This is a genomic window from Anabaena sp. CCY 9613, from assembly GCF_963920895.1.
Lineage (GTDB): Bacteria > Cyanobacteriota > Cyanobacteriia > Cyanobacteriales > Nostocaceae > Cyanocohniella.
Window position 1 is genome coordinate 85,784 of the sequence record NZ_CAWUDE010000019.1, and the last position, 21,385, is coordinate 107,168.

Here is a 21,385-nt window from a genome sequence, read left to right on the forward strand (position 1 = left end):
TAATAGGAATACTAATATGACAACACCAACAATTACAGAACTCAGAGAATTTGCTCAACAACTTCCTGAAAAAGTACCTTATTTAAAAATGTTAGTTTTATTTGGTTCTAGAGCTACTGGTAACACTCACACTAAAAGTGACTGGGATTTTGCAGTTTTGTGTGATCAAGAGCAACGTGAGGCTTATGTAAAAGATAATGCTTTCCTGTTGTTTGAGTTACCTATGGTGCTTGGGAAAGTATTCAAAATAAATTCTGATCAAATTGATATTGTAGAACTTAATCATTGTTCTTGGTTAATTGCTCATTTCGTTGCTCGTGATGGAATTATGATATTTGAGGAATACCCTGGAAAATTTGAAACATTTAGATTAACTTCATTAAAGTCAGAATCAGAGTTGAAGAAATTTCGCCAAGAGCAACACAAAAAAATCGAAATAGAACTAAATAAGTGGGGAGTATGAGTAATATAGATACTGAGATAGTTTTGGTTAGATTAAAGTTAATCGCTAAATATTACAACACTTTAAATGAGTTTCGCTCTATTAACCTTGATGAATTTTTAAATGATTTTCGTCAACAACTTGTTGTACAAAGACTTCTGCAATTAATGACTCAAGCCGCAATAGACATTAATGAACACATATTATCAAGATTAAGTCCTGGCAATTCTGCTACTAATTTTGAAGCTTTCATTGAAGTGAGTAAATATCAAGTAATAACGCCTGAATTAGCCAGACAAATAGCACCATCATCAGGATTAAGAAATCGTCTTGTACATGAATATGACGAGATAGATCCACAGGAAGTTTTTAACTCTATCAGTTTGGCACTGCAACAATATCCGCTTTATGTGCGCCAAGTTAACTCTTATTTAATTTCATTGAGTCAAGAAGATGGCTAAAAAAAGTAAAAATTCAGATGAGTATCAACAATTATCACTTTTAGAAACAGAAAATAATGTAAATTCTGAAACCATAGATGATTGGTTATCGGGTGATTTTGGTTTTGATGGTGATTCTTCAGACCGCACTATTGAAACTGAAGGTGAGTTACTAACACTCAAGTTATTACGAGAAGCAATTCAAGCTCAAAATCCAGATGATAAAGTAATGGCAGACTTTGGTGAGTACGTTTTACCAAATCTGTTACGGATAGCCATTGGTGTGACTGCTAAAGGCGGTAAGTTTTTTGATGAAATTGACCAACAACGAGAAGCTGAAGGAAAAAGCAAAGTTAGGCGAGATAATGCTGCTGATCAATCGCTGAATACTCACTTATTAAATGGTTTATTTCCTGCTAACTTAATTGAGCAGCGTCTACAAAAAATTGATACCACTGTCCGGCGAGTGGTGAAAGAAAGAGAACGCAGATTAGTAATTGCTGGATTTATTTTACATGATTTTGAAAAGTTTCCTGATGTCCCTGAAAACTGCCGCAAGCTATCGTTAACCGAGCATCGTGAAATTATTGATAACAAAGTTCACCAGTTAGGACTTGATAAGTTTATCAACCCAGATAATCCAGAAACTTACCGAGAGTATCTAGATGATTTGTTGTGCATGGCTTATAATGCTCAACGCCGTTGGGATACTAACTGGAACTTTTCTGAGTTTGGCTTGAATCCTGTTCTCAAAGACCGCACGCTTCGCAGTCTGTCTGATTTAACTTGTTTAGCTGATTCTCTCGCCTCAATTGTTAAACATCCCCAGAATGCAGAACATCCTAGACTCAAGGAAATTATCCACAGCCTCAGTGATGGACAATTGAAATTTACCTATCACAGCATTGCTGAAAATCGTGGTGTTTTAACTAATGTAGTAAATAATGCTTTAATTCAGGCTCATATCAATCTGAATACTGATGAGCATACTTACTATGAACCTTTGTTATATCTACCAACAGGCGTAATTTACTTGGCTTCGCGCAATGCTCCAGCTATCTCGCCGGAAGATTTACCAGACCGCATAGTTAATAGTATTAAATCGCTTTGTGCAGGTCAATTACGCCTTAGACAAACAGGATTTGGTCGAGATGGCAAAGGCATGAAATATGCCGAATATTACAACTTATTTTTTGACGATATAGGCTTGATGAAAGTAGCCTTAGATGCTACATTACGCATCTTAAACCCTAATAAAGGCTCTGTCGCTAAAAGTCGCAGCGAAAATCTGAACAAGTTTCAGCAACAAAATGTTTTATCTGCTGATTATGACTTCAAATTTGAAGACGATATCCGCATTGACCAAATAGCAGAATTTGGTGATTTAGTTAGCCGGAAGATTTGGGAAGAAACAGTTAATCGCGTTGATTCTGCTCGTAAGAAAGATAAAAAGCTGCCAGCAATTCTCGATTTTGATTTAACTCACAAAGTTGCAGAATTTTGGAATCTAGCAGAATATTTACCCCAAATTAGAGAAATTCAACGCATTAATGAAAGTCTCAAAAAAAACAAGTTAAAAGGAAATACGGGAGGAGTACCTTACGAATGGTATTATCTAGCGGCTAAATATTTAGAACATCATCCAGGAATTGAAAATGTACGTGAAGTTTGTCAGCAAGTAATTGACTATTTGACAACCTTAATTTATCCGATAATTTCTCAATATAAATTACCTGATGGTTGGGATGATTTAAGACTTTGGGTAAAACGAGTTGTGATGTTACCAGGCACTAATCTAGAGTCATCTGTTAAAACGCAAATTGAAACATTCCAAAATGAGTTAGATAATTACAATGCTGCGAAAAAAGCAGGACGTGGACGGCAATTAATCTGCTCCATTTCTCATTCAGCTTACACAGTTACTGAACAGATGGAATCAGCAGTTTTATTTACACCACAAGTTTATACAAACAAGCAAATGTTAGGAGGTTCTAACGCTAAACGCAATATCTCCAGTATTGCTGGTGTGGAGATGATGCTGAGGCAAATCTTGATGAATCAAACTCAAGCTGTAGGTAAGCGATTTGAAGATGGTAAATATCGCTATCTCTATTTTTATCCGACTTATTACTTTACTCCAGAAACGAACAAGTTTTTGCAGAAAGCTTACAACGGTATTGCTCAAACTCGCTTTGATACGAGCGTTCGCAATCATTTTATCAGTAAGGATTTACAGGCGGATTTGGGGCGCGATCGCTACCAAAGTGTAGATAGTTTCTTAATCGATGAAAACCTCCAACGTGACAAAGATCGCACCTTTAAACTTTCCTATCCTGAAGACCAGCCTTTAACATTTTACTTCATGGCGCTGCCACCAGGAAGAGACAGCACTGATACAGAATCTTGGGTAATGCCTAGTTGGTTAGCGTTTGCTTTCCCGATGATTTTAGATGTTAAAACTGTGGTTTCAGAATCACCGATTCCACCCTTTAATGATGGGGCTGAATTTGAGGAAAGCGTTTTCCTTGATAGTGCGCCTCATGCTTTCCGTGCTTTAGTAAGGCGCGATCGCTTCCGTCTTGACTACATTCTCGAAGGTTGGAATGAAAACGGCATCCAATACCCAGCGCCTTTAAATGTACTTACCGCCGCTTACGCTATTCATTTAGATGTGAATGCTAGGCAAGGTAAGTCTGGTTACGATGCCAACTGGGGGAGATTTACAGAACTGGCAAAAGATTTTGAAACCAGTCCTTTGTACGTCTTTTCTTATCTCAATCGCTGGGTGCGTAACCAGGGAACGGAAACAGCGCGAATTGAAAAAATCAGGCTTTATGCCTATCATTTTTATCCTTGTTTTGATCCTTATGTGAAATATGACACGAATATGGAGCAATTAATTGTGGGAGAAGTATCAAGTCTGAATCATCCTCAGAAATTAACAGATTTATACCGCAGATTTTATAGAGCTAATAAGCGTTATAATCCTAAGTCTAATGCTGTGTTAAAACCGATTGATATTGCAGCTGAAACTATACTCAAAGCTGAATCAAGTGTGTTTCAGGGAGATACTTTAGTTGCGGCTGTTGCAGCAGAAGTTTTTAAACTTATGGATCGGGTTCATTCTTCTACTGCCGAAGGACGCTGGATCATGAGCAAACGTGAGGAAGAACGCCAAGCTGTTCTAGATTTTGCCAAGTATTTTGTAGAGGATGTTTTTGAGGGATGTTTTAAGGGCGATCGCGCTCGTTTAGCTGGTCGTCAACTCAACTTAATTCGAGATACCTGTGAGTTTCTTTATCGCCTTGAAGATGATAGAGAAAATGCAGAAAAAAATGAAAAATCTGCGGAAATAGATAACGAGAATGATTAGGGATTTACCCTTACCATTTTTCCTGGAAACGTAAACAACTAGTAAATAATTCTTTGGAGATAAATCATGGCAATTTTAAAAACTGTAGAATCCAAATTCTTTCAAGCTGAAATTCCTTATAAACCAATGGGTAAATATGCTCACTTTTTGACTATCCGTATTACCGAATCTTATCCTCTATTCCAGACAGATTCAGAACTAAATAAAGCACGGGTAAGAGCAGGAGTTAAAGACAAAACTACAATTAGTCGTTTGTCAATGTTCAAGCGTAAGCAGTCTACTCCAGAACGTTTAGTTGGTCGGGAATTGTTGCGTAACTATGGATTAATGACTGCTCAAGAATGCGAATATAATGTGAATTTCGCAATGGATAATCCTGATTGCATCATTTATGGTTTTGCTATTGGTGACTCAGGCTCAGAAAAATCGAAAGTTGTGGTAGATACGGCATTTTCCATTACAGCTTTTGATGAATCACACGAAACATTCACCCTCAATGCTCCTTATGAAAATGGCACAATGGCTTCTAAAGGTGAAAATGGTTCTAAAGCTGGTGAAGTCACTAGTCGAATTAATCAACAAGACCACATTAAACCGCAAGTTTTCTTCCCTAGTATTGTCACATTGAAAGACCCAACTGAGGCTAGCTTTCTTTACGTTTTCAATAACATCCTGCGGACTCGTCACTATGGAGCGCAAACTACCCGCACAGGTCGTGTCAGAAATGAGTTGATTGGTGTTGTATTTGCTGATGGAGAAATTACTAGTAACCTGCGTTGGACTCAGACAATATATGACCAAATGAAATCTAATAATACTTTAAAGACTCCCGATCCACTAGATGAAGATGATGTGATTACTGCTGCTAAAAATGCTATTGAGGCATTAATGGTTGATGAGTTTATTGTTCATACAGATTTAATTGGTGATGCTTTTATATCCCTCATTAATGAAGTCAAAACTTTAACAGGAAGTGAGAAAGGTATTCAGGCAATTTTACAAAAAGCTGATGCAGAAGCTAAGGCTTACGCCAAAGCTCATATCAGCAAAAAGAAAACTGCTGCGAAAGTGGGGAAAGAGTAATGGTATTTATTTACCGTTGTCAATTAGAGTTGCACGACAGCCTCTATTTTGCTACTCGTGAAATCGGCAGATTGTATGAAACAGAGCCAATAATTCACAATTACGCTCTCTGTTATGCGCTGGGATTAGTTGATAGCGAAATCTACTCTACTACCGTTGCTGAAGAATATTCTTATCGCTACTTTTGCCCCGAACAAGTGCCAAAATATGAGGAGCATTTAACACCGCTAAATCAACAAGGAATTTATGTAACTCCAGCAGTTGCAATTAGCCATTCTGCTATTCTCAACACTTGGAAGTATGCTAACAACAACTATCATGTGGAGATGGAGAAAACACAAAAAAATATTCCTAGTTTTGGTAGGGCAAAAGAAATTGCACCGGAGAGTAAGTTTGAGTTGTTTGTAATTTCTCAAAAGCAATTGAAGCTACCAAAATGGATTCGCTTAGGTAAATGGATGAGTAAAGCTGAACTCCTTATTCAAGAAGTTACCACAATTGAATTAAAAACAGGTGACTTCTCTTTTTCTTATCCATTGAATCCTTTAGATGTAATGTTTACTCATCAAGTTGTTAGCTATGATGTGATAAATATGCCCCCGGTGAGTCTGATTCAAAATGTTAGCATTTGTCAAGGACATTACTACGAATTTGACAATCCTAACAAAACTGAAAAATTGCGCTTACCTGCAAAAATGCAGTATCGATTCAAAGCTTAATATCAGGTGGTGGGCAATACCCACCCTACATTTACCATTTGAATTATTCATGCCTCACAGTCTTGTCCTTAACCTCATTCCTCAATCTCCTATATATCCCGAATTTTTAACTGGCAGACATCTTCATGCCCTCTTTCTTACCCTGATCAATTCCGTTGATTCCAATTTGGCAGACTATCTGCACTCCTCTAATGCAGATAAAGCCTTTACTCTCTCCCCATTGCAAATACAACGACAAGATAAGCTACATCACCAGACTTTGCAATTTAGTCATCAAAAACCTATTGCAGCTGGTACTCCCTGCTGGTGGCGTATTTCCTTGCTTGATGACACTTTATTTAGTAAATTAACTGGACTGTGGTTGAATCTTAATCCTAAACACCCTTGGCATTTGGGTTCTGCAAACTTACACATTACTAGTATTCAAGGTACATCCCAATCGACGCAACCTTGGGCTAATGCTTGCACTTATAAACAATTGTATGAGCAAGCAAGCGATCGCACCCTCAATTTCATCTTTGCTACGCCTATATCTTTCCGTCAAGGTGGATATGATAATGTTCTTCCTATCAAAGAATCTGTGTTCAATAGCCTTTTGAATCGTTGGAATAAATATAGTGGAATTGAAATTTCTGCTATTTCTATTGAGTCAATTTATCCCAGCGCCTTCAATATAAATACTGAAGTTATCAGCAACTATGAAAGTAAATTTATAGGTTGCGTTGGAGGAATTAGCTATCGAATTTTAGGTAATGTTGAATCAATACATATCAAACAAATTAATGCTTTAGCTGACTTTGCATTATATGCAGGATTGGGGCGTAAAACAACAATGGGAATGGGAATGGTACGCCGTCTGTAAATTTATTATTGACATTTAAATTGAAATCTATGAATGAAAGTGATTACATTCCTATTGCAGCCTTAAATCAATATGCTTACTGTCCACATCGTTGCTGGCGAATGTTTTGTGCAGGAGAATTTATTGATAACCAGTACACTATTGAAGGTACAAGTTTACATGATCGTGTTCATACGCTTGGTGAAGGAAACCGTGACGAAACTTGGCAAATAAGGGCGATTTGGTTAAAGTCTGAGAAATACAAGCTCATAGGCAAATCAGATTTAATTGAATCAGAAAATGGTGAATTTTATCCAATAGAGTACAAGCGAGGACGTAAGGGCGAGTGGGATAACGATGAATTACAAGTCTGCGCTCAAGCATTATGTTTAGAAGAAATGATAGGTAGACCTATTAATACTGGATATGTCTACTATGCACACTCTCACCAACGTCAACTAGTAGAGATTTCGCAACAATTGCGTCAAACTGCGATCAATACAATTGAAGCGGTGCAAACTCTATTATTTACAGGTGCAATGCCTAAAGCTGTCAAAACTAAACGGTGTGATGGGTGTAGTTTATATTCCCATTGTCTGCCGCAAGCTGTAGAAAAAGTAGGACGCTATCAAGAAGCTAAGTAGTTAAGAATCATTATATCAATTAATTAATTGTGGATGTAAATATGGGTACAGTATACGTTACTCAAGAAGATGCTTTCGTTGGCAAAATTGACGAGCGTCTTCATGTCAAATTCGATAAAAAAACAATTTTAGATGTTCCATTAATTAAAATAGATGGTGTTGTAATTTTAGGACGTGCAACTATTTCACCTGCTGCTATTTCTGAATTACTAGAACGGCATATACCTTTAACTTTTCTGACAAATAACGGTCGTTATTTAGGGAGTTTGCAACCAGAAGTGACTAAGAATATCTTTGTGCGTAAGGCTCAATGGCAAGCAATAGGTGAATCAGCCCAAGCCATTCATGTAGTACAAGGTTTTGTCCGTGGAAAGCTGAAAAACTACCGTAATTTTCTCATCCGTCGCCAACGTGAAAATTCAAACTTAGATTTATCTGTGAATGTAACACGTTTAGAACAAGCGATCGCACCAATCGAGACTACTAAAAATATTAATTCATTGCGGGGATTAGAAGGTGCTGGGAGTGCTGCTTACTTTGCTTGCTTTGACCAATTAATTCGCACTACAGAATTTAGTTTTACTAAGCGTGTGCGTCGTCCTCCAACAGATCCAGTTAATTCTTTACTTAGCTTTGGTTATTCATTATTACGGCATGACATTCAAGGTGCAGTCAATATTGCAGGATTTGATCCATATTTAGGATACTTACATTGTGAACGTTATGGTAGACCGTCGTTGGCGTTAGACTTAATGGAAGAATTTCGTCCTTTAGTAGTAGATGCTGTAGTATTGTCTACATTGAATAAGCAATTGTTGACAAAAAGCGATTTTGTAACAGAGCCTTTGAGTGGTGCAGTATCCTTAACCCCAGAAGGGCGAAAAAGATTTTTGCAGCAATACGCACAAAAGAAACAATCTGAGTTTAAACATCCTGTATTAGGACGCAAATGTAGTTATCAAGAAGCATTTGAACTACAGGCTCGATTATTGGCTAAATACTTGATGGGAGAAACCGAAAAATACCCCCCATTGGTTTTGAAATAGGAACAGGAGAGCTTGCCAATGAATGTAATTGTTTCCTATGATATTCCCGAAGACAAACGCCGCACCAAAATCCACAAAATACTCAAGTCTTACGGTCAATGGGTACAGTATAGTGTGTTTGAATGCTATCTAACTGATACTCAGTATGCAAGATTGCGATCGCGCTTAAACAAATTAATTAAGCCTGAAAGCGATAGCATCCTCTTTTACTCGATGTGTGCTTGCTGTGTAGGTAAAATTGAACGTATTGGTGGGCAACAGATTCGTGATGATAGTATTTTCTTTGCAGAATGCGCGGATGGGTAGGTGTTCAGAACGCTCTTGTGGAAAGATGGCTGCAAATCCTCATAGCGCAAGACTTTTGAGGCAAATCGCTCCTCAAGTATCCGCGCGCCTTACATAATCTGGGTTTGAGCTATTTGTTGGCTAATCAATCTACATCCTTTATGCTATGATTGCCTCATCCGCGCACCAGAACCTTGAAAAGTAAATATACATAGAGTTTTGGGCTGTTGGGTTGAAATTTCATTAACTCCCTATGAGGGATTGAAACATTTATATTACGTACTCTACTAAACACGGTAGATGTTGAAATTTCATTAACTCCCTATGAGGGATTGAAACAAACCACCTCCAAAAGAAAAACCACCTAGTGTTGTTGAAATTTCATTAACTCCCTATGAGGGATTGAAACCTAACCATTCGTACATCGGGGGTAGCTTCTCACTGTTGAAATTTCATTAACTCCCTATGAGGGATTGAAACGATTTCCGTTTTCCCCGGTGCAGGTGGGTTGATTGTTGAAATTTCATTAACTCCCTATGAGGGATTGAAACCTTAAACGATTCAACGATCTCTGCAAGAATTTTGAAGTTGAAATTTCATTAACTCCCTATGAGGGATTGAAACATTAAAATTACCAGCTTCGGGAGCGTTTATCTGATGGTTGAAATTTCATTAACTCCCTATGAGGGATTGAAACAATAGTTTTCTAAAACTTTTTTTATAGTTTTCTAAGTTGAAATTTCATTAACTCCCTATGAGGGATTGAAACGATTAGGAACAAACCCAGACGAATCGTAATCTATAGTTGAAATTTCATTAACTCCCTATGAGGGATTGAAACGCAGTATAATCCGTTCTTGATTAGTTTTTTTGCTGTTGAAATTTCATTAACTCCCTATGAGGGATTGAAACAAGCAGAAAGGCAAAAGAATGCAATGAATGTGGAGTTGAAATTTCATTAACTCCCTATGAGGGATTGAAACCAGTTAAACAATCCCTTATCAGACAATAGTTTTTTCAGTTGAAATTTCATTAACTCCCTATGAGGGATTGAAACACACCTATTGAGGCTGGGTGGTGTGGATACATTAGTTGAAATTTCATTAACTCCCTATGAGGGATTGAAACATCAGAAAATAATTCTGATAAGAAATAAAAATTCTGTTGAAATTTCATTAACTCCCTATGAGGGATTGAAACAGATTTTTAGTAGCGCGATCGCAAGTGAATATAAAGTTGAAATTTCATTAACTCCCTATGAGGGATTGAAACTTATCCTTATTACATGAAAATCATACGGTAGTCCTGTTGAAATTTCATTAACTCCCTATGAGGGATTGAAACCACTGCATATGATCCGTTGAACTTTGGTAGAAAAGTTGAAATTTCATTAACTCCCTATGAGGGATTGAAACAAACCGGAACTCTAGCCAAGCTTTCACGTGTTTTGTTGAAATTTCATTAACTCCCTATGAGGGATTGAAACGCGTAGTTCGTGCTTTGGTATGCCAGTTTCCGGGTTGAAATTTCATTAACTCCCTATGAGGGATTGAAACGAATCTGCTGCGGCTTCTGGTGGTGTGTTGGCGGGTTGAAATTTCATTAACTCCCTATGAGGGATTGAAACAATGGGTTTATGCCGCTGATATGCAACCAGGGATGGTTGAAATTTCATTAACTCCCTATGAGGGATTGAAACTGGAAGTCAAAGTGTAAACGTAAATATCAGGAAAGTTGAAATTTCATTAACTCCCTATGAGGGATTGAAACAATGCCAGGGGAGATTATGATTTTATCAAGCAGTATGTTGAAATTTCATCAACTCCCTATGAGGGATTGAAACAGATGTTTGCCGTAGGTATTAGTGTGGACTGTGGGGGAAGTTGCAATTTCATCAACTCCCTATGAGGGATTGAAACTTTTCAATAGTCATGATTTTACGGGGAGAACTCAACGTTGAAATTTCATTGATCCCAAATAATACCTTGTATGTTTAGCGATGGTGTAACCGCCCCACCGGAGGCGGCTTTCACTTCGTACGGTAAGCGATGCGGAGACTTTGAACTAAAATTACCAAAGATGCGATCGCCATTAACCAACCCCAAAACCAGTAAGGTAACAGTAAATATTTTTGCATTTGTGCCGTATCAGAAAGTCCTAAGGGGCCAGCACTATAGCTAAATAAATAATTCAGTTGGTGATATGTACTAATACAAGCTTGAACGCCGAGAAATTGAATAGCAAATCCCTGCATCCAATGGGGCGCTTTCAAAGAAATACCCAGAATGATGAAACCTAGCAGGGGAATGGCGAACAATCCGAACCAAGAACGTACCCAAAATAACGTGGAAAGCAACAAAAAACCTCCTAGTATTTTTAAACTCAGGGAGGCTGTAGTAAAACTCCGGGAGGCCAGAATTAACCCTGCACCGGCAATAGGGGGCCCCATTGGGCCTGCGGCGGCGACTAAAGCCGGGCCAATGGGCCACAAAGTCCGCGAGATGCTATAAGTTGCTACACCAGAACCACTACTAAAAATCTGTAATTGATGAAACTGTCCCCCTAATAGCAAAGCCATTAAGCCGTGACCCATTTCATGGAACCAAGTTGCCAGGATGGTAAACGGGTATAAAATATAATCGCCTCCTGGTACTTGCCACAACAAACTAGTTGCGATCGCCGCAGCAATTAGCCAAGTAAGTCCCATACGTTCCACTTCTGGCGGGGCTTCTCTACTGATTAATGGTTCAAAATCTTTGGCTGGTTCCTTCATAAGTCACTTTCCTGAACGTAATTACCCTAACTACTGGAGTGTACTTTCATCCATCCTAGTGTACTTACAGAAATAGGCTAGTTGCATTTGTTTTCCCAGTCTCCCCAGTCCCCCAGCCTTGCCATCTCACTTTGGAGCCTTGCTCCCCGATAATATACAGCAGATTTCATAGCGGTGAGGTACACAATGGCGGGCAAGATGCCCACCCTACAAGATTTATAATAGATAAGTCTGTACCTCATTTACTTGCAAAGCGCTGTAGTTATCCGTCACCGATGTGATGTGGATAATTTGTTCACCCTCCAAGATGGAAACAAAGACGGCTGGAGGATAGGAAGCCTTAATTAAACAAGTTGAAACAGAAAAGTTACCAAATCTCCCTTACCCAGACTGATGCGATCGCCTGGTCTGAGGCGGTGTCGGTTCCCTGGTAATAATGGCAAGTTATTAATATAAGTACCATTAGAACTGCCCACATCTTCTATGTAGTGAGCATCTCCCTCAACCCGAATATCTGCATGTATCCGGGAAACAATTTCTGAATTGGAAAATCCAGATACATCCACATCGGGGGGAATGCGGTCATTGGGCTTGCCGATATGAATTACAGACAAAGTTTGCGGCAGTTCAATTTCGCTATCGCTTTGGACGTGGAATAACCGTGCCGTTACCTGCTGTAATTGCGTCCTAGAAGCCGCTGGGACAGGTGTTGCTGCGGCGGCAACTGTTTGAGGCTCAGGTGCAGGTGCCGGGGGTTCTACCGGGGCTGGTGGCGGCTCTGGCTGCGGATCTGGTGTGGGTGCAGGGGGTGGAGTTGCCACTTCTGGTTCTGCAACTACAGGTTGAGCAGCAGCAGCAGGTGCTGGTGGTGGGCTACTTTCTGCTGGTGGCATTGACATTGCTGTCGCTGGCAATGGTGAAACCGCAGGTGGATTGGCGTTGGCATTTGAGTTGATTCCCAACGAATCTGGTTGTAACAGTTCCAATAATGGATCAGGCTCAACTAACGGCGGTACTTCTACGGCAATATCAGGAGCAACAGTAGCAGCAGCAGTAGTAGGCGCAGCATTTGAGTGCAGATTATAACCACATTGACCACAAAAAGCAGCATCTGCCTGCACAGTTGCGCCACAGTTGGGACAGTTACTAGTGGTTGGTAACGGCGTATAACAAGCTTCACACTGGACAGCGCCGTCTGGATTGGGGTGATTGCAATTAGGACAGACGATCATCAATTTAAGTCCTTGTTCAAGATCATCGTAAATGTAGTATTGGCAAGCAGAAAGAACTATGTAGACGCTTCTGGGGTGAGATAACGCTACAAAAATAAGTCGCAGATCTAGACGACTATGTTAGCGGTGGCGAGAAATGAGCTTTACCCACAGGTTTTGCCCCAGGGAAAACTCTAGCTTCCGATTTTAACAGTACGCGGAAGTTCCCACCCTACTAAGAGTTGAGTGTGGGGATGAATAGCGGGGTTTGAGGATTGCATCTGGAATTGATTTTTTACTTGGTAAAAACAAATTCTGGATGATGACGAATCCCCAGGATTTTCTGGTAAAATCCTCAATGTCTTGACCATCAATGCCATAAGCGAAAACCAAGCTAATTAGGTATATGTTGCAAGAAAAAGATTTGGTCTTGGGAACCAGGACTCCTGCCCTTGGAGAGAATGTAAGACCAAAAAAACTGCGGAGTTTTTGAGGCTATTCCCGATGAGTTGGGAAGCTCCGACTTCAGCCGTAGGCAGGTCTGAGTAGTTCACCAATTACTCCTGATCGGAAACTTAAACAGGGAGTTCCGAACCTGCTGCGGCATCTAGCAACCACCAAAGTTCTCCCTGGGGTTGAATTAAGCGGGATGGATAAGTAAAGTCATCGGCTACAGGCGCAAAGACTTGAGCTAAAGCTGGTCGTTTATTAGCACCAGCCACCACAAAAATTACACTGCGCGCAGCGTTGATCAATGGGTATGTGAAGGTTATGCGGGGGTTACCGTCTTTATTACCCACAGTCACCAAGCGATCGCGCACTTGTAAAGCTTCAGTTTGGGGAAACAAAGATGCAGTATGTGCATCATCACCCATACCTAGCAGTACTACATCCAAAGCCGGAAGTTCCGCAGGGGAAGAATTAAAAAATTCTCGTAGGTGTTGTTCATGTTTAGCTGCGGAAACTGCTGGATCTGCATCCAAAGTCGGTACAGCATGAATATTAGCAGCGGGGATATCAACGCGATCTAACCACGCACGCCGCGCCATCAGTTCATTGCTATCAGGATGATCGGGTGGAACATAACGTTCATCTCCCCAGAATACATGGATTTTATCCCAAGGCAGGTTTTGTTGAGCGATCGCCTCATACAAAGGCTTTGGTGTACTACCACCAGCTAAAGCAATAGTAAATTGCCCACGTTCCTCAATGGCAGTTGCCAACTTCGATAAAATCAAATCAAGCGATCGCGCCACCAGCGCAGATAGATCCGGGAGAACTTCAACCGTTTTATTCATGGTTTCATCATCACATTGCCGACTTCCAGCAATACCATACCGAACTTCTGACAATTCCCCTTTTTAACTTTTGAAACTTTTAACATGAAGCATTAAATGGGGATAGGTCAACTTGACACGCTCCCGGCTAAAGCCACGGAGATTCTTGATTCAACGAGTCCACTTAGATGAAACCCCTTGCGGTATCTCACCCAGAGGTGGTTCTCTCCTCAAGCGTTAACTTTCGGTATGCCCTACCGTAGTTGGATGACTCCAAAATTTGTTTGAGTGTAAATACTGGTTGTCTAGTCCCCATGAAAATTTTACCTATTCCTGGTATTGAGCTAGAACTATGGAATAGAACCCCATATTTTCAATTGTCAAGGTGCAGCGTAGAGCCGTTAGGCAACATTGGGTTTTTATACAGGTTGATTACCCTTCCTGTTCAAATCAGTTTAACATCAAAACACCCTCAAGGGTGCAGCTAGCTTTCATCACCTGCCTAAAGTCCGAAAAACGCCACAATGTTGCTGTTTCTCAGGTGTTTTCAGCGTCTTTCTTATAAAACATCGTTACCATTTTCCCCGGTCAGTTGTCAGTAGTCAGTTGTACGAACAGGGAGGGGACTTCCAACTAAATAAATGTCCAATCACTGGGTAAGCAGGGGAGCAGGGAGCAGGGAGCAGGGAGCAGGGAGCAGGGGGGAGAAAGACAACTTTGCATCCCAGTAAATTGGATAATTTAATTTCTGGAAGTCCCGAAAGTAGGGATTGGGGTACTTCACTTCTCTTGACCAATGACTAATGACCAATCTGCGATCGCCTCTCGTTGGGCGATTAATAATTGTTGAATACCTTTTTCGGCAAAATCTAATAGCTGATTTAACTGGGTACGGCTATAACTGCCTTCTTCTGCGGTTCCTTGGAGTTCGATGATGCCTAAGTGTTGATTCATCACCACGTTAAAATCTACGGTGGCTGCGACATCTTCAATGTAGTTTAAGTCTAAATATGCCTCGCCTTGTAATAACCCTACAGATATTGCTGCCACTTGACCGCATAAAGGCGATCGCTCTAATATTCCCTGCTGCAATAATTGAGAAACTGCATTAGCTAAAGCGACGAACCCACCTGTAATGGCTGTGGTTCTGGTGCCAGCATCCGCTTGTAATACGTCGGCATCTACAGTCAGTGTCCGTTCTCCCAACGCCTCAAAATCAATTGCTGCGCGCAAGCTGCGTCCTATTAAACGTTGAATTTCTTGGGTTCTTCCCGATAATTTCAACAATTCTCGTGCTTGGCGTTGCTGGGTTGCTGAAGGTAACATGCGATACTCTGAGGTTAGCCAGCCTTTGCCAGAACCTGCTAAAAACTTAGGCACGCCTTCGCTAACGCTGACAGTACAAAGTACCTGGGTGTCACCACATTTTGCGAGGACAGAACCGGGGGCAAAACGGGTAAAACCATTATCAAAGCTGATGGGACGGAGTTCGTAGGGTTGCCGACCATCGGGACGCTGCCAAACCATGAAAGTTGCCTCAGAATTTTGATATAAGAATACTGCTTTAAGGTTACCTTAGTATTACTACTTATATAAGTACTATATTATTGAGTCAAAATATCAACTATGGCATCCCTGAAAAATTGATGATCTTGCGGATTAATCAGGATGAATTTTAGCTTTAAGTCCTAGATAACAAAGTTAAAATATTTTGTTGCACCATCTCTGGTAACTGATCCCCATTGACCGTTAGCAAGCGACGGCGACGGTCATAATACTCTAGGATGGGAATAGTGCGATCGTAAAATATTTCTACACGCCGCTGCACAATTTCGGGTTGGTCATCTGGCAAAGAACGCCCCAAGGAGCGACTAACCATAATAGCTTCTGGTACTTGTAAATAAATAGCCCAATCTAACTTTTGTCCTAAATCATCCAACAAAAAATCCAATTCCTCAGCTTGAAAAGCAGTACGGGGGTAACCCTCTAATACCCAACCACAAGAGACATCAGGCTGTTTGAGCCGCAACCGGATCAACTCAATCATCATTTCATCGGGAACTAGTTCCCCTTTGGTGACATACGGTTGTGCATGGCAACCCAAGTCACTAAAATTAGCGATCGCCTGCCTTAAAATTTCGCCTGTAGAAATTTGAGGAATATCAAAATGTCTGCACAGCTTTTCGGCTTGAGTGCTTTTTCCCGATCCTGAACCTCCCAGAATCACTAATTTCACTACAACTCACTCCTTTTTTGGTAAAATTTTTAACGTTCTGAGTGCGTTTTGCTCCCACACAAGTGATATTTAACACTGCAATTTTTTTTATTTGCCACTCCCCTATTTCTCCATTGGTGGGAATTACAAGTTATGCATTTTTATTGTTATGACTAGTTTCATGTAAAAAACGAAAATGTCAATATTCTCATTGCTGAGGAATGCAAATTTAATAAAATATAGAACCTCAGCCCCAACCCAGGGTAAGGCGAGGGGAGACTTTGACGAAAATCAAAGGCGGGGTGAGGTTAAAAACCAGATTTGCATGTGATTTCATTTGTTTTGCTTAAAAGAACTGATAACACGCTAAAGCGCTATCTTATCTGTGAAACAGGTGGGGATAGTTTACAGTAATTGAAGCATCACAAGCTTACCCCTAACGCTCTGAAATCTTTCAGTTAGATTGACAATTAACTCTGTAAAATTCCTTAATTCTTTGTTATTTTTTGAACTTTCCCTATGGTTGCCCAGTTAGAAACACCAAGCGTCAATTCCACCCCCAACTTACCTTATCCAGTTGAAGGTCTAGTGCAAGTTTTCACAAGCCCACACCGGAACTTTTTTACCAGTGTCATGGCTCAATCGCTGAGAATTGCCGGTCAAGGTACGCCAGTTTTAGTGGTGCAGTTTCTTAAAGGTGGGATTCGCCAAGGACAAGAGCGACCCATCCAGTTAGGGCAAAATTTAGATTGGATTCGCTGTGATTTGCCTCGCTGCATCGATACACCCCATCTAGACGAAGCGGAAAACCAGTCATTACAAAAGTTATGGCAGTATACACAACAGGTTGTGTGTGAAGGAAAATATTCTCTGGTAGTTTTAGATGAATTAAGTTTAGCGATGAATTTTGGCTTAATACCCGAAACAGAAGTGTTAGGGTTTCTTGCACAACGCCCTCCCCATGTCGATATCATTCTCACAGGGCCAGAAATGCCTCAATCTTTGTTAGATGTGGCAGACCAAATTACAGAAATTCGGCGTAGTCATCGACCGTGAAAGTAGGGAGTGGGGATAAGGGGACAAGGGGAGAAGAAAGAAATTTCTATCTCATCCCCCTCATCTTTGTCATCTCAAAATTATTTTTATATTTAGGGGTCAAACATGTTGAAAAACGATAAATGGATCATTGAACAAGCCAAGTTAGGGATGATTGCGCCATTTGAAAACTCTTTAGTACGCCAAATTGAAGATAGGCGAGTTATTAGTTATGGATTATCTAGCTATGGCTATGATCTGAGATTAGCTCCCACAGATTTTCGGGTTTTTAGACATATTCCCGGTACTATTGTTAATCCCAAGTGCTTTAACCCTGATAACTTGGAATCTATGGCATTACAAACTGATGAAGATGGATCATTTTTCATCATTCCCGCCAATAGCTACGCCTTAGGTGTATCCCTAGAACGATTGCGAATACCTGCCAACATCACAGTTATTTGTATTGGCAAATCAACAATGGCACGTTGCGGGATCATTGCCAACATTACACCTGCTGAGGCTTCATGGGAAGGCTACTTGACTTTGGAATTTAGTAATGCTTCTAGTGCAGACTGTCGAATTTACGCTAATGAGGGGGTTTTACAGTTGCTCTTTCTAGAAGGGGAACCATGTCAAACAACTTATGCTGACCGCTTCGGGAAGTATCAAAACCAACCTCAAACAGTCACCATTGCCAAAGTTTAAGGTCTGCTGTGAAACTAGAAGCCCCAACTATAGCCTGATAGTTGGGGTACTTCTCTCTCTTATGCCGCACTGCGAGAAGTTAGCAAGTTCCACAAGAAAATAGCGATAATTGCACCAAGAATTGCTAAAACCACACCAGTAATACTCAGTCCAGGAGCGGCTAGTGTTAAAGTTCCTGTACTAAAGAATACACCTAAACTACCACCAACAAAAGCACCAATAATTCCTAGTAAGATGGTTCCTAAGATTCCACCACCTTGACGACCAGGGTAAATAGCTTTAGCAATAGCACCGGCAATTAAACCTAAAGCAATCCAAGCAAGAATGTTCATTGTTTTTAATTTAGTAAATATTTTTAGTGACAGATATAAATTAACAATTCAACCCTGAAAATTAAATCTGCCATCAGAACTAAATTATTACCAGCCTTAAGGACTAGTACCGCTGCCTTGGAAGTTAAAAGTCAAATTTTTCAAAATTGCCGCAGCTATTGGCCATTGCACATATCAATTGGCAGTAAGCTGTTTTATCTAGGCTGTTTTTTCAACTCTACTATGGCAACGATTAACGACAACTACTTAAAGCTGAAAGCTGGTTACCTATTTCCCGAAATTGCTCGACGGGTAAATGCATTCGCAGAAGCTAATCCTGAGGCTCAAATTATTCGCTTGGGCATTGGTGATGTGACAGAACCTCTACCCCAAGCTTGCCGCACAGCGATGATCAAAGCGGTGGAAGAAATGGGCGATCGCGCTACCTTTAAAGGCTACGGCCCAGAACAAGGTTATGCTTGGTTACGGGAAAAAATTGCTGCTCAAGATTTCCAAGCACGGGGGGCAAATATTGATGCCTCAGAAATCTTTATCTCCGATGGCTCTAAGTGCGATACAGGCAATATTCTGGATATTTTTGGCAAAAACAATATTATCGCCGTTACTGACCCTGTATACCCCGTCTACGTGGACACTAACGTTATGGCAGGGAATACTGGGGCTGCCAACGACCAAGGTGAGTTTGAGGGCTTAGTATATCTGCCAATTTCGGCTGACAATAACTTCACAGCTGAGATTCCGACAGAGAAAGTCGATTTAATTTATCTCTGCTTCCCCAATAACCCCACTGGTGCTACTGCTACTAAGGAATATTTGCAAGCATGGGTGGATTATGCCAAAGCTAATGGCTCCATTATTTTCTTTGATGCTGCCTACGAAGCCTACATTACTGATCCTGCCATTCCTCACTCTATCTATGAAATTGCAGGTGCTAGAGAATGTGCCATCGAATTCCGTTCTTTTTCTAAGAATGCAGGCTTTACAGGTACACGTTGTGCATTAACAGTAGTACCAAAAACTCTGACAGCAAAGGCCGCCGATGGTACCGATGTGGAATTGTGGAAACTATGGAATCGTCGCCAGTCTACCAAATTTAATGGTGTTTCTTACATTATCCAAAGAGGCGCTGAAGCCGTTTATTCTCAGGAAGGACAGGCACAAATTAAGGCATTAGTAGATTTTTATCTAGAAAATGCCAAAATTATTCGTGAGCAACTTTCAGCCGCTGGTTTAGCTGTATATGGTGGCGTTAATGCACCTTATGTCTGGGTAAAAACTCCCAATGGTCTATCTAGTTGGGAATTTTTTGATAAGCTGCTACAAACTGTCAATGTGGTGGGTACACCGGGTTCTGGCTTTGGTGCTGCGGGTGAAGGTTACTTCCGGATTTCGGCATTTAATAGCCGGAAAAATGTGGAAACAGCAATGCAGCGAATTACTGAAAAATTTAAGGTCTAAGTTTTGGTGGGATTCAGTTGTGCAATTTGATTGACAACTTTTGATGCGGTGGGCTAGGACAGTATTCCAATTTGCCAAGACTGTTGATCTGACTTTTCACCTCATGTGGAAAAGTCCAAGGAAAATCTAACTTCCACGTGAGTTCGACGGGACCTAACCCCAACCCCTTCCCTACAAGGGAAGGGGCAGAAAATATCTCACGTGGTACGAAATAATCAGCCTTTTAAGCCTCTAACGCCACTTGCTACAAGTCGGCAAAGCCGCCCAACGCAGTGGCTCCTCCTTGCAGGGGCTACGGTGTACACACAAGTCGTGAAATTCCACCTGACACTTGGTTTCGTCCTCTAGCTTTAGGTTGTGCGATGGCGTACCCGCCCGCCGGAGGCGATCGCTCTGAAAGCCTGGCATTGCGAGGAGGAACAACGTAAAGCCTTCTCCTAACGGAGACGCTATGCGAACGGCATAGCTCCGCTTACCGCGTAGCGTGTCGCTTTGCGACTCAGCAATCGCTTTAACTACGGGATTATGTGATTACTTCGCTCGTAATGACAATTTAAGGGGTCTATAACGCCTGAAACCCTTTCAGATAGTACTTGTGTGTACACCGTAGCCTTGCAGGGGAGAGGAATGGAAGCGGGGTCATTTCCAGCTTATCGAACTCACCTTAACTTCCAAACCCGGAGTTCAAAGTCTCTCTCCTCGCAGGAGAGAGATTTAGAGAGAGGTTTTCCAGATACTGTGAAAAGTTAGGACTATTGGTGTGGGACAAACCCCTACGCCCACCTAAAATGCTTTATTAGCCACACGTTGAAACCTGTGGCTAATTAATTGTTCACGCGTTCACAATATAAAGTGAGTTAATTGGTGCTACACGTCCAGCATCCACTAAAGCTTGATACACCATAACGGCAACTTCTGCCCTTGTGGCATCGCGGGTGGGGTTTAGTACATTGGGATTGGGATAATTAACAACAAGTTGCTTTTGAGTTGCTGTTGCTACTGCATTACTAGCGTAGCCAGGAACCTTTACTTGATCATCGAAAGTTTTAATGGCACCTGTATTTTCAGCAGATAAACCCAGTCCATTCACCAGGGATACTAGCACTTGCACGCGCTGGATATTTTGGTTGGGGCCAAAGGTATTATCAGGATAACCAGAGAGAAGTTGTCCTTGATAAGCTTGTTGAATTACCTTGAATGCCCAGAAATTCTCTGGTACATCCTTGAATTTAATGGCAGTGCGTTTCACAGAGGGGTTAAAAGCTTTTACCATTAATGCCGCGTATTGTGCGCGTGTCATGGTTGCATCAGGTTTGAATGTGCGGTCTGGAAACCCGCTAACTATTTCCCTATTAACTAATTCCCGAATAAATGCCGCCGCCCAATGATTACTAATATCAGTTAAGTTGAGCGTGGGTGTGGGTGTGGGCGTGGGTGTGGGCGTGGGTGTGGGTGTGGGTGTGGGTGTGGGTGTGGGTGTGGGTGTGGGTGTGGGTGTGGGTG

The 21,385-nt window shown here is 41.0% G+C and carries 20 protein-coding genes and 1 CRISPR repeat array; of the genes, 13 read left to right on the top strand and 7 right to left on the bottom strand.

Features of this window, described 5'->3' with window-relative positions:
• The first annotated feature begins 16 nt into the window (after positions 1 to 16).
• The 9 genes from mntA (at position 17) to cas2 (ending at position 8,894) form a co-directional block, all read left to right on the top strand.
• Complete coding sequence (mntA, locus tag ACM0OT_RS19950) at positions 17 to 463, top strand: type VII toxin-antitoxin system MntA family adenylyltransferase antitoxin (RefSeq protein ID WP_414566140.1); 447 nt, start codon at positions 17 to 19, stop codon at positions 461 to 463.
• On the top strand, positions 460 to 903 hold the full coding sequence (gene hepT / locus ACM0OT_RS19955) for a type VII toxin-antitoxin system HepT family RNase toxin (RefSeq protein WP_414566141.1): 444 nt from the start codon (positions 460 to 462) through the stop codon (positions 901 to 903). Before mntA ends, hepT begins: the two co-directional genes overlap by 4 nt.
• On the top strand, positions 896 to 4,255 hold the full coding sequence (cas10d, locus tag ACM0OT_RS19960) for a type I-D CRISPR-associated protein Cas10d/Csc3 (RefSeq protein ID WP_414566142.1): 3,360 nt from the start codon (positions 896 to 898) through the stop codon (positions 4,253 to 4,255). Before hepT ends, cas10d begins: the two co-directional genes overlap by 8 nt.
• 66 nt (positions 4,256 to 4,321) lie before the next feature.
• A complete protein-coding gene (gene cas7d, locus ACM0OT_RS19965; protein ID WP_414566143.1) occupies positions 4,322 to 5,338 on the top strand; it encodes a type I-D CRISPR-associated protein Cas7/Csc2 in 1,017 nt (338 codons plus the stop codon).
• Entirely contained in the window at positions 5,338 to 6,057 is a 720-nt protein-coding gene (cas5d, locus tag ACM0OT_RS19970) for a type I-D CRISPR-associated protein Cas5/Csc1 (protein WP_414566144.1), read from the top strand. Before cas7d ends, cas5d begins: the two co-directional genes overlap by 1 nt.
• A 49-nt stretch (positions 6,058 to 6,106) precedes the next feature.
• The gene (cas6, locus tag ACM0OT_RS19975; protein WP_414566145.1) at positions 6,107 to 6,919 is read left to right on the top strand and encodes a CRISPR-associated endoribonuclease Cas6; all 813 of its coding nucleotides are present in this window, start codon (positions 6,107 to 6,109) and stop codon (positions 6,917 to 6,919) included.
• A 29-nt stretch (positions 6,920 to 6,948) separates the two neighbouring features.
• Positions 6,949 to 7,542: a CRISPR-associated protein Cas4 gene (gene cas4, locus ACM0OT_RS19980; RefSeq protein ID WP_414566146.1), complete on the top strand. Its 594-nt coding sequence runs from the start codon at positions 6,949 to 6,951 to the stop codon at positions 7,540 to 7,542.
• A 41-nt stretch (positions 7,543 to 7,583) separates the two neighbouring features.
• Entirely contained in the window at positions 7,584 to 8,588 is a 1,005-nt protein-coding gene (gene cas1d / locus ACM0OT_RS19985) for a type I-D CRISPR-associated endonuclease Cas1d (protein ID WP_414566147.1), read from the top strand.
• Between the two features lie 18 nt (positions 8,589 to 8,606).
• Entirely contained in the window at positions 8,607 to 8,894 is a 288-nt protein-coding gene (cas2, locus tag ACM0OT_RS19990) for a CRISPR-associated endonuclease Cas2 (protein ID WP_414566148.1), read from the top strand.
• Positions 8,895 to 9,104: 210 nt separating this feature from the next.
• Positions 9,105 to 10,792: direct repeats of the CRISPR family, unit length 37 nt; unit sequence GTTGAAATTTCATTAACTCCCTATGAGGGATTGAAAC.
• Between the two features lie 110 nt (positions 10,793 to 10,902).
• On the opposite strand, the gene ACM0OT_RS19995 is transcribed toward cas2, so the two are convergent.
• The 5 genes from ACM0OT_RS19995 to ACM0OT_RS20015 form a co-directional block, all read right to left on the bottom strand.
• Positions 10,903 to 11,646, bottom strand: coding sequence for a M50 family metallopeptidase (locus ACM0OT_RS19995; RefSeq protein ID WP_414566149.1), 744 nt, complete (start codon positions 11,644 to 11,646; stop codon positions 10,903 to 10,905).
• 344 nt (positions 11,647 to 11,990) lie between these two features.
• The gene (locus tag ACM0OT_RS20000) at positions 11,991 to 12,878 is read right to left on the bottom strand and encodes an FHA domain-containing protein (protein ID WP_414566150.1); all 888 of its coding nucleotides are present in this window, start codon (positions 12,876 to 12,878) and stop codon (positions 11,991 to 11,993) included.
• Positions 12,879 to 13,432: 554 nt separating this feature from the next.
• On the bottom strand, positions 13,433 to 14,155 hold the full coding sequence (pgl, locus tag ACM0OT_RS20005; RefSeq protein WP_414566161.1) for a 6-phosphogluconolactonase: 723 nt from the start codon (positions 14,153 to 14,155) through the stop codon (positions 13,433 to 13,435).
• A 759-nt stretch (positions 14,156 to 14,914) separates the two neighbouring features.
• On the bottom strand, positions 14,915 to 15,661 hold the full coding sequence (rph, locus tag ACM0OT_RS20010) for a ribonuclease PH (protein ID WP_414566151.1): 747 nt from the start codon (positions 15,659 to 15,661) through the stop codon (positions 14,915 to 14,917).
• Between the two features lie 154 nt (positions 15,662 to 15,815).
• Positions 15,816 to 16,370 carry an adenylate kinase family protein gene (locus ACM0OT_RS20015; protein ID WP_414566152.1) on the bottom strand — a complete coding sequence of 185 codons (555 nt, stop codon included), beginning with the start codon at positions 16,368 to 16,370 and terminating at the stop codon, positions 15,816 to 15,818.
• A 498-nt stretch (positions 16,371 to 16,868) separates the two neighbouring features.
• Between ACM0OT_RS20015 and ACM0OT_RS20020 the strand changes: the two genes are divergently transcribed.
• A complete protein-coding gene (locus ACM0OT_RS20020; protein WP_414545706.1) occupies positions 16,869 to 17,405 on the top strand; it encodes a P-loop NTPase family protein in 537 nt (178 codons plus the stop codon).
• A gap of 105 nt (positions 17,406 to 17,510) precedes the next feature.
• Positions 17,511 to 18,092: a dCTP deaminase gene (dcd, locus tag ACM0OT_RS20025; RefSeq protein ID WP_414566153.1), complete on the top strand. Its 582-nt coding sequence runs from the start codon at positions 17,511 to 17,513 to the stop codon at positions 18,090 to 18,092.
• A gap of 59 nt (positions 18,093 to 18,151) precedes the next feature.
• On the opposite strand, the gene ACM0OT_RS20030 is transcribed toward dcd, so the two are convergent.
• Positions 18,152 to 18,424 carry a GlsB/YeaQ/YmgE family stress response membrane protein gene (locus ACM0OT_RS20030; protein ID WP_414566154.1) on the bottom strand — a complete coding sequence of 91 codons (273 nt, stop codon included), beginning with the start codon at positions 18,422 to 18,424 and terminating at the stop codon, positions 18,152 to 18,154.
• Positions 18,425 to 18,646: 222 nt separating this feature from the next.
• Between ACM0OT_RS20030 and ACM0OT_RS20035 the strand changes: the two genes are divergently transcribed.
• Both ACM0OT_RS20035 and ACM0OT_RS20040 read left to right on the top strand, forming a co-directional pair.
• Positions 18,647 to 19,882, top strand: a complete 1,236-nt coding sequence (locus ACM0OT_RS20035) for an LL-diaminopimelate aminotransferase (protein ID WP_414566155.1) — start codon at positions 18,647 to 18,649, stop codon at positions 19,880 to 19,882.
• Positions 19,883 to 20,154: 272 nt separating this feature from the next.
• The gene (locus tag ACM0OT_RS20040; RefSeq protein ID WP_414566156.1) at positions 20,155 to 20,310 is read left to right on the top strand and encodes a hypothetical protein; all 156 of its coding nucleotides are present in this window, start codon (positions 20,155 to 20,157) and stop codon (positions 20,308 to 20,310) included.
• A 404-nt stretch (positions 20,311 to 20,714) separates the two neighbouring features.
• Here ACM0OT_RS20040 and ACM0OT_RS20045 read toward each other — a convergent pair.
• Positions 20,715 to 21,385: S-layer homology domain-containing protein (locus ACM0OT_RS20045; protein ID WP_414566157.1), on the bottom strand; the 671-nt coding region annotated here is incomplete at its 5' end.